This is a genomic window from Angustibacter sp. Root456 (genome assembly GCF_001426435.1).
Taxonomy (GTDB): Bacteria; Actinomycetota; Actinomycetes; order Actinomycetales; family Angustibacteraceae; genus Angustibacter.
This window is the reverse complement of record NZ_LMER01000015.1, coordinates 82,099-95,548: the sequence shown is the minus strand read 5'-3', so window position 1 is coordinate 95,548 and position 13,450 is coordinate 82,099. Positions and strand designations below refer to the sequence as shown.

The window sequence follows — 13,450 nt, the reverse complement described above, 5'->3', positions numbered from 1 at the left end:
CGACCGCCGGGGGGTCGGGCCGGCGCCCCGTGCGCGCAAACGGCTTGCCTGCCGCACCTATGGTGGAGGCCGTGCGACATCAGCGACGGGACGCCGGGCGCCGCCGCAGGGGGCTGACGCCGCAGCAGGTGGAGGCGCGCCGCGCGAGCGTCCCGGCGATCACCTACCCGGATCTGCCGGTCAGCGCGGTGCGCGACGACATCGCCGTCGCCATCCGCGACCACCAAGTGGTGATCGTCGCGGGGGAGACCGGCTCGGGCAAGACCACGCAGCTGCCCAAGATCTGTCTCGAGCTCGGACGCGGCGTCGAGGGCACGATCGGGCACACGCAGCCGCGCCGGATCGCCGCCCGCACGGTCGCCGAGCGCATCGCCGAGGAGCTCGGCACGCCGGTGGGTGAGCTCGTCGGCTGGAGCGTGCGCTTCACCGACCGCACCAGCGCGCAGTCGCTCGTGCGGGTGATGACCGACGGCATCCTGCTCGCCGAGATCCAGCGCGACCGCCTGCTCTCGCGCTACGACACCCTCATCATCGACGAGGCCCACGAGCGCAGCCTCAACGTCGACTTCCTGCTCGGGTACCTCAAGCAGCTGCTGCCGAAGCGCCCGGACCTCAAGGTCATCATCACCTCGGCGACGATCGACCCCGAGCGGTTCTCCCAGCACTTCGGCGGTGCGCCCATCCTGGAGGTGTCGGGTCGCACGTACCCCGTCGAGGTGCGCTACCGCCCGGTGATCGACCCGGACGACCCCGACCCCGACCCCGACCGCGACCAGGTGCAGGCGGTCTGCGACGCGGTGGTCGAGCTGTCGCGCGAGGGGGACGGCGACGTCCTGGTGTTCCTCTCGGGGGAGCGCGAGATCCGCGACACCGCGGAGGCGTTGCGAGCCCTCGACCTGCGCCGCACCGAGGTGCTGCCGCTGTACGCGCGCCTGTCGTCGGCCGAGCAGCACCGCGTGTTCGAGCCGCACAGCGGACGCCGCGTGGTGCTGGCCACGAACGTCGCCGAGACCTCGCTCACCGTGCCGGGAGTCCGGTACGTCGTCGACACCGGCACCGCCCGGATCTCGCGCTACAGCAGGCGGTTGAAGGTGCAGCGCCTGCCGATCGAGCCGATCTCGCAGGCCTCGGCCAACCAGCGAGCGGGTCGCTGCGGCCGGGTCGCGGACGGCATCTGCATCCGCCTCTACAGCGAGGACGACTACGAGTCGCGGCCGCGGTTCACCGACCCCGAGATCCTGCGCACCAACCTCGCCTCGGTGATCCTGCAGATGACGGCGATCGGCCTGGGCGACATCGCGGCGTTCCCCTTCGTCGAGCCCCCCGACCGGCGCAGCGTCCGCGACGGCGTCCAGCTGCTGCACGAGCTCGGGGCCATCGACGCCGAGGGTGACGACCGCCGGCTCACGCGCGTCGGCCGCCAGCTCGCGCAGCTGCCGCTCGACCCGCGACTGGCCCGCATGGTGCTGCAGGGCGATCGCGAGGGCTGCCTGCGCGAGGTGCTCGTCGTCGCTGCAGCGCTGTCGATCCAGGACCCGCGCGAGCGCCCCGCGGATGCGCAGGCCCAGGCGGACCAGCAGCACGCGCGGTTCCGCGACCCGACGTCGGACTTCGTCACCTGGCTCAACCTCTGGAACTACCTGCGCGAGCAGCAGAAGGCGCTGTCGGGCAGCGCTTTTCGTCGCATGTGCAAGGCGGAGTACCTGCACTACCTGCGCGTGCGCGAGTGGCAGGACGTGCACTCCCAGCTCAAGCAGGTGGTCAAGCAGCTGGGGCTCGAGCGCTCGAGCAGCCCCACGGACGCCGATGCGCTGCACCGCGCGATGCTCGCCGGCCTGCTCTCGCACGTCGGCCTGCGGGACGCCGCCACGCGCGACTACCTCGGGGCCCGCGGTGCGCGCTTCGCGATCTGGCCCGGCTCGTCGGTGGCGCGCAAGCCACCGCAGTACGTCATGGCGGCCGAGCTCGTCGAGACGTCCCGGCTGTGGGGGCGCACCGTGGCGAAGATCGAGCCCGAGTGGGCCGAAGTGCTGGCGCCGCACCTGATCTCGCGCACCTTCAGTGAGCCGCACTGGAGCTCCAAGCGCGCCGCGGTGATGGCCCGTGAGCGGGTCACGCTGTACGGCGTCCCGCTCGTCGCCGACCGCCTCGTCGGGTACAGCAAGGTCGACCCTGAGCTGTCGCGCGAGCTGTTCATCCGGCACGCGCTCGTCGAGGGCGACTGGCGCACGCACCACCGCTTCTTCGCCGCGAACCGCGAGCTGCTGCAGGACGTCGAGGCGCTCGAGCAGCGGGCCCGACGTCGCGACCTGCTCGTCGACGACCAGGTGCTGTTCGACTTCTACGACGCCAGGATCCCGGCCGACGTCGTGTCCGGGCGACACTTCGACGGGTGGTGGAAGAAGGCGCGGCGTGAGCAGCCGGAGCTGCTGACCTTCACCCCCGACCTGCTGGTGCGCGACGACGCCGAGGCGGTCAGCGACGAGGACTACCCGACCACCTGGGTGGTGGCGGACGCCGAGCTGCCCGTGACCTACCAGTTCGAGCCGGGCACCGCGGCCGACGGCGTCACCGTGCACGTGCCGCTGCCGGTACTGGGCCGGTTGCGGCCCGAGCCCTTCGAGTGGCAGATCCCGGGCCTGCGGCACGAGCTCGTGACCCAGCTGATCCGCAGCCTGCCGAAAGCCGTGCGGCGCAGCCTGATCCCCGCACCCGACCGCGCCGCCGACGTCCTGCGGCACGTCGCCCCGAGCGACGGCCCGCTGCTGGAGGTGCTCAGCGACACCCTGCACCGGCTGACGGGAACGCACGTCGACCTCGAGGACTGGGCTCCGGAGTCCGTCCCCGGCCACCTGCGCGTCACGTTCCGCATCGAGGACCCGGACGGCCGGGTGCTGGGGGAGGGCAAGGACCTGCGCGAGCTGCAGCAGCGGCTACGACCCAAGCTGCGGGAGGTGATCGCCAGGGCGCCCGACAGCATCGAGCGAGAAGGCCTGCGGCAGTGGGACGTCGGCGCGCTCCCGAGCACCCACCGGACCGTCGCTGACGGTCACGTGGTCGAGGGGTTCCCGGCCCTGGTCGACACCGGTGACAGCGTGGCGCTGCGGGTGCTCACGACAGCCGACGAGGCGGCCGCCCACCACGCCGGGGGCGTGCGCCGGTTGCTGCGCCTCGCCGTCCCGTCGCCCGTGCCATTCGTGCTCGCCAAGCTGAGCAACGGGCAGAAGCTGGTGCTCAGCCGCGCGCGGCACGCCACCGCGACCGAGCTCGTCGAGGACTGCACCGACGCCACGGTCGACCTGCTGGTCGACCGCCAGGGGGGCGCGGCGACGGTCCGCACTGCCGAACGCTTCGCCGAGGTGCTGGCCGCCGTCCGCGCTGGTCTGGACGCGCAGACGCTCGACGTGGTCCAGCGCGTCGAGCGGGTGCTGGCGGCGGCCTACGACGTCGAGTCGCGGGTCAAGGGCACGACGTCGCTGCCCCTCCTGCCGTCGCTCACCGACCTGCAGGCGCACCTCGACCGCCTCATCCGGCCGCGCTTCGTGACGTCGGCCGGCGCGGAGCGGCTGCCGGACCTGCTGCGGTACGTGCAGGCCATGGCAGTGCGCCTCGACCGCCTGCCTGACGACCCGGTGCGCGACCGCAACGCCATGGCCCAGGTGCAGATGGCCCAGGACGAGCTGGACGACGCGCTCGCCCGGGTGCCGAGAGGACGTGCGCCCAGCCAGGCGCTGCTCGACGTCCGGTGGATGATCGAGGAGCTGCGTGTCAGCCTGTTCGCCCCCACGATGCGGACGGCGCACCCGGTGTCGGTGCAGCGCGTCCACCGTGCGATCGTCGCCGCATGAGCGCTGACCGCGACCACGCCCGCGAGCTCGACGTCGTCGTCTACGGAGCCACGGGCTTCGTCGGGCGCCTCGTGGCACAGCACCTGGCCGACCACGCGCCCGACGGCCTGAGGATCGCCCTGGGCGGCCGCTCGCTGGAGCGACTGGAGGGGGTGCGACGCGGGCTGGGTGAGCGCGCGTCCGGCTGGCCGCTGCTCGTCGCCGACAGCGCCGACCGCGCCGCGCTCGACGGGCTCGCCGCCCGGACGCGTGTCGTCGCCACCACCGTCGGCCCCTACGCGCGCTACGGGCTCCCGCTCGCCGAGGCCTGCGCCGCGGCGGGCACCCACTACGCCGACCTGACCGGTGAGGTGCTGTTCGTCCGAGACTGCATCGACGCCTGCGACGAGGCGGCCCGCGCGACGGGAGCCCGCATCGTCAACGCCTGCGGTTACGACTCGATCCCGTCTGACCTCGCGGTGCTGCAGCTGCACGAGCGCGTGGTCGCGGACGGCGCCGGCGAGCTGGCCCACTGCACCCTCGTCGCGACGGCCAAGGGCGGCTTCAGCGGCGGCACCATCGACTCCGCCCGAGCGCAGGTCGACGCCGTGCAGCGTGATCCGCGGCGGCGTCGGGTGCTGGTCGACCCGTACGCCCTCAGCCCCGACCGCGCCGCCGAGCCCGACCTCGGTGACGAGCGGGACACCTTCGACGTGTTCCGCAACGACACGCTCGGCGGCTGGCTGGGTCCGTTCGTCATGGCCAGCTTCAACACGCGGATCGTCAGGCGCAGCAACGCGTTGCAGCACTGGGCTTACGGGCGCGGCTTCCGCTACCGAGAGCTCTCGGCCTACGGGCGCGGGACGGCGGCCCGGGCCACCGCGACCGCCGTCACAATCGGCCTCGGTCTGGGCTTGAAGGCGTTGGCCAGCAAGCGTCTGCGCCCGCTCGTCGACCGCCTGCTCCCTGCGCCAGGGGAGGGGCCGAGCGACGACCAACGGGCGGCCGGTCGCTTCCGCATGCGTGTCCACGCGACGACCACCACCGGTGCCCGCTACGTCTCCACCGTTGCGGCGCAAGGCGATCCGGGGTACGCCGCGACGGCCGTGATGCTCGGCGAGGCAGCGGTCGCGCTAGCGGTCGGCGAGGGCCTGCCGTCGGCGTCCGGTGTGCTGACACCGGCCACCGGGATCGGCATGGCCCTCGCCGACCGCCTGCGCGAACGGGGTTTCGAGCTGTCCGTCAGCCGGTAGCCCGGGGTCGGTGGGTGACCGCCGAGAGCGGCGACGCGACGTCCTCGAGGGACTTGCCCTCGGCGTTGACGCCCAGCACGACCTCGATGACCCCGCCGATCACCATGATGGCCGCGGCGATGAGGTAGCCGACGAACAGCTTGCCGGGGTTGTCGCCCTTGCCGATGAGCGAGCCGTAGAACACCGGCCCGATGGCGCCGAAGGTCTGCGCGATGGCGAAGAAGACAGCGATCGCCTTGGCCCGCACCTCCTGCGGGAAGATCTCGCTGACGGTGAGGTACGCGGCGCTGGCACCGGCGGAGGCGAAGAAGAAGATGACGCACCAGCAGATGGTCTGCGTGATCGCGTTGAGCATGCCGGCGTTGAACGCCCACGCGGTGATTGCGAGCAGGACGCCAGACAGGATGTAGGTGCCCGCGATCATCTTGCGGCGACCGAGGCTGTCGAACAGGTGGCCGATCGTCAGCGGCCCGATGAGGTTCCCCACCGCGAAGGCGATCAGGTACAGCGGCGCATCCGCCTTGTTGACGCCGTAGAAGGTCGTGAGCACGAGGGTGTATGTGAAGAAGATCGCGTTGTAGAGGAACGACTGCGTGATCATCAGCGCGGCCCCGAGCGTCGAGCGTCCGGGGTACTGCTTGAACAGCACTCGCACCAGCGACAGGTACCCGTGGTCGTCGGCCGGCTTGATGTCGATGGCCTTGGAGTCGTCGACCTTCTCGAGGGTCTGCCCGGACTCCTCGACCTCGCGCTCGATGACGCCGATGTTCTCCTCGGCCTCGTCCTCACGGCCGTGCATGATCAGCCAGCGCGGGCTCTCGGGCAGGTGGCGACGCAGCCCCCAGATGCACGCGCCGATGACCGGGCCGAGCAGGAAGCCGATCCGCCAGCCGAGGTTGATGTCGATCTGGTTCAGCAGGATGAAGGTGCCCAGCGTGCCGAGGATCGCACCGCCCCAGTACGTGCCGTTGACCGCGATGTCGACGCGTCCGCGGTACTTCGCCGGCATCATCTCGTCGATGGCCGAGTTGATCGCGGCGTACTCACCACCGATGCCGCTGCCCGCGATGAACCGCGTGACGTAGAGGAACACCAGGCCCAGGCCGTCACCGCTCCAGGTGAACGCCGTCAGCGCGTTGCCCACGAGGTACACGCCGAGGGTCACGACGAAGAGGTTCTTGCGGCCCAGCTTGTCCGACAGCCGCCCGAAGAAAAGCGCGCCGAACACCTCACCCAGCAGGTAGACCGTCGCGATGGCCCCGACCTGGGCGGCCGTCATGCCCAGCGAGTCCTTGTCCTGCAGCACCGGGCCGATCGCGCCGGCGATGGTGATCTCGATGCCGTCGAGCACCCAGGCGGTACCCAGGGCGATCACCATCCGGGTGTGGAACGGCGCCCAGTTCAGCCGGTCGATGCGGGCGGGGATGAGGCTCCGGATCGTCCCCGATGAGTCGGATCTGGTGTCCAACGTGTCACTCATGGCGACTCCTTGCCGGTCGTCGACCAGATGCGCTGCCCGGGGGCTCCGCTCGGCCGCTTTTGCCACGTTTGGCGAACGTCGGAAAGTTACGCCGGGTGCAGCCATCTCGCCCGTTGAACCAGCTGGCGTCCGGCCGAGCGCGTGGCCAGCAAATAGTTTGACGTCGAGATACCTCCTCGCCCACCCTGGACGTCATGTCCGCCAGCACCCCGCCCGCCGAAGAGGCAGAGACCGTCCCGGCGGCGGTGCCCGAGCGGCTCACCCGCCGCGGCATCCCGCGCGATGCGAACCTGCGCGTCCTGGCGGGCGCGACGCTCGTCAACACCGCCGGCAACGGCGCGATGATGACGACGTTCGCGCTCTACTTCACGCACAAGATCGGCCTCGCGGCGACGCAGGTGGGCCTCGCGCTGTCGGTGGCCGCGCTGTGCGGCATGCTCGCGCAGGTGCCGATGGGTCACCTCGGCGACGTGCGTGGCCCGCGCGAGGTGCTGAGCGCCCTGACCGCGGCGAGCGGCGTCACCGCGCTCGGCCTGCTGGTCACCCACAACCTGCTGGTGCTCTGCCTCGTCCTGGGCGTGCAGGCCGTGTTCGACCGCGGCGCGGGCGCCGTGCGCAACGGCTTCATCGCCCGGATCGCCGAGGGCGGCCGCGGCGTGGAGTTCAAGGCCTACCTGCGGGCCGTCACCAACGTCGGCATCTCGTTCGGCGCGCTGCTCGGCGGCCTCGCCCTCGCGATCGACCAGACCTGGGCCTACCTGGGCGTCTTCGCGCTCGACGCCGTGACCTTCCTCGCCACCTCGGTGGCCGTGCGCCGCCTGCCGCACCTCGAGCCCGCTCCAGCCCGCGCGCAGGGGGCCCCGCGCCTGCAGGTGCTGCGCGACGTCCCCTTCGTGGTCGTGTCGTTGCTGACGGGGATCTTCGCGATCCACTTCCTCGTGATGGAGCTGGCGATCCCGCTGTGGATCGCCGGCCACACCAGCGCGCCGAACTCACTCGTCGCCGTCGTCCTGCTCGTCAACACCGTCTCGGTCGCCCTGCTGCAGGTGCGGCTGTCGCGCGGCGCGACGTCGGTGCCGACGTCCGCGCGGGCGCTCGCCTTCGCGGGGGCGTGGATCCTCGTGGGCTTCACCCTCATCGCCTTCGCCGACGGCCAGGCGGTCTGGGTCTCGGTGCTGCTCGTGCTCGCCGGGGCCGGCGTCCACGTGGTCGGCGAGATGGTGGGTTCGGGCGGCCAGTGGGGCCTGCAGATGGGGCTCGCACCGCGCGACCGGCAGGGCCAGTACCAGGGCTTCGCCGGCATGAGCTTCTCGCTGTCGAACATCGTCGGGCCGCCGCTGATCGCGCTGCTGTGCATCAACTGGGGGACGCCGGGGTGGATCGTGCTCGGCGCCGTGATCCTCGCCGCGGGTCTGCTGAGCGTCCCGGTGTCGGCGTGGGCGCTGCGCACCCGGGAGCGCTACGGCGTCCTGTCGTACACCGGCTAGGGCAGGGGGCGCAGGAAGAGCACGTGCGGCCGCCCGGCCACGCGAGTGAGCGCGATGGTCGCTTCACCGGCGCCGTGCAGGCGCAGCTGGCGGCGCAGCTGGGCGGGGTCGATGGCGCTCCCGCGCTTCTTGATGGTCAGCGTGCCGACGCCGCGGTCGCGCAGCGCCGCCCGCAGCGCCTTGAGGTGGAACGGCATGACGTCCTCGACCGCGTACGAGTGCACGAGCGGTGACGCGGCCGGCTGGTCGGTGGTGAGGTAGGCGATCGTGGGGTCGATGAGCCGCGCGCCGAGCTGTGCGGCGACCTCGCCCACCAGCCCGGCGCGGATCACGGCGCCGTCGGGCTCGTGCAGGTAGGTCCCGACGGCGCCGGACGCCGGGCGGCCGGCCTCGGGGTCACCGAGCACCTCGTGGGTCGCGCCGGCGCCGTCGAGCACCAGCGCGCTGCGCGCGACGCCCTCGCGGGCGAGCGGCCCGCACCACAGCGCGCACTCGACGACGTCGCCGCCCACCGACACCCACTGCGCCTCGGCGCCGTCGGGCAGCAGACGGTGCGCGATGCCCGGCGCGAGCTTGGCCCCGGTGGCGGGAAAGTACTGGGCCACCTCGAGCACGAACGAGTACGGCGGTGAGAAGGCTTCGGGGTCGAAGGTGCGCTTCGAGCGCCCACCCGGCCCAGGTGCCGCCGTCCGGCGGGCCGGGTCGAGCCACACGCCGTCACCCGGCTCGAGCATCGCCGGCAGGTCGAGGGTCGTGACGTCGTGGCAGCGCACCTCGACGTCGGCCCAGTGCCGCAGGTTGACCGTGGCGAAGGCCGCGGTGAGCTCGTCGGCGTCGATCGCGAGCACCGGCAGCCCGAGGGCGGCGAAGGCCATGGCGTCCGAGCCGAGGCCGCAGCCGAGGTCGGCCACCCGGCGCACCCCGGCGCCCACGAACCGTCTCGCGTGGTGCGCGGCGACCGCGAGCCGCGTCGCCTGCTCGAGCCCGTCGGGCGTCAGCAGCATGGCGTCGGCGAACGGCCCGAGCTTGTCGTGGCCCTTGGCGCGCAGCCGCGACTGGGTCAGCGCCGCGGCGACCAGGCCGGGGTCGTGGCCCTCGCTGCGCAGCCGCTCGCCGAGCGCGATCGCGGACTGCTCGTCGTACGGCGGCAAGGACTCCAGCAGCGCCCAGCCCTCAGGCGTGAGCAGCGAGCGCATCGCGGTGAGGTCAGTCATGCAGCAGGACGACCCCGGCTACTTGGTGTCGACGACGACGATCAGGTCGCCCTCGTTGACGACGTCACCCTCGGCGACGCCGACCTCCGCGATGGTGCCGGCCCACTCGGTCTCGACCGGGATCTCCATCTTCATCGACTCCAGCAGCACCACCATGTCACCGGCCGCCACCTCGTCACCTGGTGCGACGAGCACGTTGATGACGTTGGCCACGAGCTCGGCCTCGACGCGCTGCCTCATCGACCCTCCGGGATCTGCTCGGCCGCGATCTGGCACTCAGGTTGACCGAGTGCTAACGCGCGGCATAGATTCTTCTTGGCACTCTCCCCGTGAGTGTGCCAGATCGTGAGCCCCGCTCCGACCCCCGCGACGGCGGTGCGACGGCCCACACCGCCAATCGTTCATCCGCGACATTCCCGAAGGGGGAGGTCAGCAAGTGTCGGTCAGCATCAAGCCGCTCGAGGACCGCATCGTGGTCAAGGCTCTCGAGGCCGAGCAGACGACGGCCTCCGGGCTGGTTATCCCGGACACCGCGAAGGAGAAGCCCCAGGAGGGCGAGGTCCTCGCCATCGGCCCGGGCCGCATCGACGACAACGGCCAGCGCGTGCCGCTCGACGTCAAGGTCGGCGACAAGGTCATCTACAGCAAGTACGGCGGCACCGAGGTCAAGTACGCCGGCGAGGAGTTCCTCATCCTCTCGGCGCGCGACGTCCTCGCGGTCGTCGAGAAGTAACCCCGCGGGCCTCGAGCCCGCTCAGCAACCGCCCCGGCGGCCCGGATCGCCGGTGCCCCCGGGGCGGTTGCTCTTCACCCCCCTGCGAAAGGCACCAGACTTCACATGGCCAAGACCCTGGAGTTCGACGACTCCGCCCGCAAGTCGCTCGAGCGCGGTGTCGACGCGCTCGCCAACGCCGTCAAGGTGACCCTCGGCCCGAAGGGCCGCAACGTCGTCATCAGCAAGGCGTGGGGCGCCCCGACGATCACCAACGACGGCGTCACCATCGCCCGTGAGGTGGAGCTCGAGGACCCCTACGAGAACCTCGGCGCGCAGCTCGCCAAGGAGGTCGCCACCAAGACCAACGACGTCGCCGGTGACGGCACGACGACCGCGACGGTGCTCGCCCAGGCGATGGTGCACGAGGGCCTGCGCAACGTCGCGGCGGGTGCGGCCCCGGCCGAGCTCAAGCGCGGCATGGACGCGGCCGTCGAGGCGGTCAGCGAGGCGCTGCTCAAGGCGGCGCGCGACGTCGACGGCAAGGACGACATCGCCCACGTCGCCACCATCTCGGCGCAGGACCGCGGCATCGGCGAGCTCATCGCCGAGGCCTTCGACAAGGTCGGCAAGGACGGCGTCATCACCGTCGAGGAGTCCTCGACCACCGCGATGGAGCTCGACTTCACCGAGGGCATGCAGTTCGACAAGGGCTACCTGTCGCCGTACTTCGTCACCGACGCCGAGCGCATGGAGGCCGTGCTCGAGGACGCCTACGTCCTCATCCACCAGGCCAAGATCTCCTCGGTGCAGGACCTCCTGCCGCTGCTCGAGAAGGTCGTCCAGACCGGCAAGCCGCTGTTCGTCGTGGCCGAGGACGTCGAGGGCGAGGCGCTGTCGACGATCGTCGTCAACAAGATCCGCGGCACGTTCAACGCCGTGGCCGTCAAGGCTCCCGGCTTCGGCGACCGCCGCAAGGCCATGCTCGGCGACATCGCCGTGCTCACCGGCGGCGAGGTCATCAGCGAGGAGCTCGGCCTCAAGCTCGACCAGGTCGGCCTCGAGCAGCTCGGCCGCGCCCGCCGCGTCGTGGTCACCAAGGACGACACCACGATCGTCGAGGGTGCCGGCGACGCCGACCAGGTGCAGGGCCGGATCAACCAGATCCGCGCCGAGATCGAGCGCACCGACAGCGACTGGGACCGCGAGAAGCTCCAGGAGCGCCTCGCCAAGCTCTCGGGCGGCGTGTGCGTCATCAAGGTCGGCGCCCACACCGAGGTCGAGCTCAAGGAGAAGAAGCACCGCATCGAGGACGCCGTCTCCGCGACGCGCGCCGCGATCGAGGAGGGCATCGTCAGCGGCGGTGGCTCCGCGCTGATCCAGGCCTCCACCGTGCTGGACGGCGGGCTGGACCGATCCGGCGACCAGGCCACCGGCGTCGCCATCGTCCGCAAGGCCACGGCCGAGCCGCTGCGCTGGATCGCCGAGAACGCCGGCCTCGAGGGCTACGTCGTCGTCGAGAAGGTGCGCGAGCTCCCCGCGGGCCACGGCCTGAACGCCGCCACCGGCGTGTACGGCGACCTGCTGGCCGAGGGCGTCATCGACCCGGTCAAGGTCACCCGCTCGGCGCTGCGCAACGCCGCGTCGATCGCCTCCATGGTGCTCACCACCGACACCCTGGTGGTCGAGAAGAAGGAGGAGGCCCCCGAGGCCGCCGGCGGCCACGGCCACGGCCACGGCCACGGGCACTGACCGCCCCGGCACACGACAGCGGCCCGGCACCCCTCGAGGGGTGCCGGGCCGCTGTGCTGCGTCTGCTGCTGCGTTTGCTGCTGCGTCTGCGGTTGCGTCTGCTGCTGCGTCGGCGGGGCTGGTCCGGAGCCGGCTGGCAGTGCGGCTAGACCGCCACCTCGGCCGAGGCCAGGCGGCGCGCCGTCTTGTGCTGGGCGTAGTACGCCTCGCGCTCGTCCTCGGTCATGCCACCCCACACGCCGTAGGGCTCACGTACCTTCAGGGCGTGCTGTCGGCACTGCTCCATCACCGGGCAGGTCGCGCACACGGCCTTGGCCGCTTCGTCGCGACGACGGCGGGCCGGGCCGCGCTCACCCTCGGGGTGGAAGAAGACAGCCGGGTCGACCCGACGGCACGCGCCGTCGTACTGCCACTCCCACAGGTCGGCGATGGGGCCAGGGAGCCGGGAGATCTCTGCCATGTCGTTCCTCCGTCGAAAGCGGATTATCGCCAGCCGCAGACCGCCCACTGCTCGAGCGGTGAAACGAATGCTGAAGCGCTTGTTGAACCACCTGTGAAGCGGTTCATGGATGAACTTAGTACCGCGCCAGCCTTGATTCAAGTCCCTTGATCATGAAAGTTGCCGGACCCCTCGGCCGCGAGCACGAATCGAGTCAGGAATTGGTCGAGTTGGCGCGATCGGGTAGCGCTGGGAGGCCCCGTGCGCACACAATGACCACGTGAGCGATGGCGTGCGTGATGGGCGTGAGTGAGCAGCAGCGAGCCGAGGTGCCCGCGTCGGCGGCGGACGGCCCGACCCTGACCGTGGCGGCTGTCGCGCGCCGGCTCGGCGTCGCACCGGCCACCCTGCGCACGTGGGCCCGCCGCTACGGGCTCGGTCCGTCGAGCCACACCGCCGGCTCGCACCGTCGCTACACGGCCGCTGACCTCGCGCGCCTCGTGGTCATGCGCCGGCTCACCCACGAGGGCCTGTCGCCCGCGCAGGCGGCGCAGTACGCCCTGTCGAACGAGAGCGCGGCCGCCGAGGTCGACGACAACCTGCTCGACCTGCTGGGCGACACCCCCGCCCGCGCCGGTGGCGGACGCGTCGTCCCCCTGCCCGAGGCCTCACCCGCCGTCCGCGGCCTCGCTCGCGCCTCCATGACCCTGGACGCCCACGGCATCAGCGAGGTGCTGCGGCGCCAGGTGCGCACGCAGGGCGTGATCCGCACCTGGGAGGCGCTCGCGTCCCCCGTGCTGATCGGCCTCGGTGAGCGGTTCGCCACCACCGGCGACGGCATCGAGGTCGAGCACATCTTCAGCGAGTGCCTCATGGGCGTCCTGCGGGCCACCACCGAGAGCCTGGAGCGCCCCCGCAACACCGCGCAGGTGCTCCTGGCCTGCGTGGGTGAGGAGCAGCACAGCCTTCCGCTGCACGCGCTCGCCGCCGCCCTCGCCGAGCGCGGCGTGCTCGCCCGCCAGCTCGGCCACCGCGTACCGTCGTCCGCCCTGCTGTCGGCCGTGCGGCGCAGCGGGCCGGCCGTCGTCGTCCTCTACGCCTCGATGCCGGTGGTCGACCAGGACCTGCTCGGCGAGGTCGACCGCGTGCGGCCCAAGCCGCGCGTGCTCGTCGGAGGGCCCGGGTGGGGCCGCAACGTCCCGGCCACGGTGACCCGGGTGGAGTCGCTCAGCGACACGGTCGAAGAGGTCATCGCCTCCATCCTGTGACCGCGCCCCTGCCCCGAG

Annotated in this window: 10 protein-coding genes; 6 read left to right on the top strand and 4 right to left on the bottom strand. The window is 71.8% G+C overall.

Annotated features, from left to right (window positions below; translation table 11 throughout):
- The first annotated feature begins 59 nt into the window (after positions 1–59).
- The gene (gene hrpA, locus ASD06_RS08070) at positions 60–3,848 is read left to right on the top strand and encodes an ATP-dependent RNA helicase HrpA (RefSeq protein WP_056675452.1); all 3,789 of its coding nucleotides are present in this window, start codon (positions 60–62) and stop codon (positions 3,846–3,848) included.
- A complete protein-coding gene (locus tag ASD06_RS08065) occupies positions 3,845–5,080 on the top strand; it encodes a trans-acting enoyl reductase family protein (protein ID WP_056675451.1) in 1,236 nt (411 codons plus the stop codon). Before hrpA ends, ASD06_RS08065 begins: the two co-directional genes overlap by 4 nt.
- Here the strand turns inward: ASD06_RS08065 and ASD06_RS08060 are convergent.
- Positions 5,070–6,560, bottom strand: a complete 1,491-nt coding sequence (locus tag ASD06_RS08060; RefSeq protein WP_056675450.1) for an MFS transporter — start codon at positions 6,558–6,560, stop codon at positions 5,070–5,072. The two genes, ASD06_RS08065 and ASD06_RS08060, sit on opposite strands and share 11 nt — an antisense overlap.
- Positions 6,561–6,754: 194 nt before the next feature.
- On the opposite strand from ASD06_RS08060, the gene ASD06_RS08055 reads away from it, so the two are divergent.
- Positions 6,755–8,047 (top strand): MFS transporter, encoded by a 1,293-nt coding sequence (locus tag ASD06_RS08055; protein WP_056675449.1) that lies wholly within the window; start codon positions 6,755–6,757, stop codon positions 8,045–8,047.
- On the opposite strand, the gene ASD06_RS08050 is transcribed toward ASD06_RS08055, so the two are convergent.
- Both ASD06_RS08050 and ASD06_RS08045 read right to left on the bottom strand, forming a co-directional pair.
- Entirely contained in the window at positions 8,044–9,261 is a 1,218-nt protein-coding gene (locus ASD06_RS08050) for a hypothetical protein (protein ID WP_056675447.1), read from the bottom strand. The genes ASD06_RS08055 and ASD06_RS08050 overlap by 4 nt on opposite strands.
- An 18-nt stretch (positions 9,262–9,279) precedes the next feature.
- Positions 9,280–9,501: a biotin/lipoyl-binding carrier protein gene (locus ASD06_RS08045; RefSeq protein ID WP_056675445.1), complete on the bottom strand. Its 222-nt coding sequence runs from the start codon at positions 9,499–9,501 to the stop codon at positions 9,280–9,282.
- 196 nt (positions 9,502–9,697) lie between these two features.
- Here ASD06_RS08045 and groES point away from each other — a divergent pair, with 196 nt between their 5' ends.
- On the top strand, positions 9,698–9,994 hold the full coding sequence (groES, locus tag ASD06_RS08040) for a co-chaperone GroES (RefSeq protein ID WP_056675443.1): 297 nt from the start codon (positions 9,698–9,700) through the stop codon (positions 9,992–9,994).
- Positions 9,995–10,099: 105 nt separating this feature from the next.
- The gene (groL, locus tag ASD06_RS08035; protein WP_056675440.1) at positions 10,100–11,725 is read left to right on the top strand and encodes a chaperonin GroEL; all 1,626 of its coding nucleotides are present in this window, start codon (positions 10,100–10,102) and stop codon (positions 11,723–11,725) included.
- A 145-nt stretch (positions 11,726–11,870) separates the two neighbouring features.
- Here the strand turns inward: groL and ASD06_RS08030 are convergent, their stop codons facing one another.
- Positions 11,871–12,185: a WhiB family transcriptional regulator gene (locus tag ASD06_RS08030; protein ID WP_056675439.1), complete on the bottom strand. Its 315-nt coding sequence runs from the start codon at positions 12,183–12,185 to the stop codon at positions 11,871–11,873.
- 284 nt (positions 12,186–12,469) lie between these two features.
- On the opposite strand from ASD06_RS08030, the gene ASD06_RS08025 reads away from it, so the two are divergent.
- A complete protein-coding gene (locus ASD06_RS08025; protein WP_200941971.1) occupies positions 12,470–13,432 on the top strand; it encodes a MerR family transcriptional regulator in 963 nt (320 codons plus the stop codon).
- The last annotated feature ends 18 nt before the right edge of the window (positions 13,433–13,450 follow it).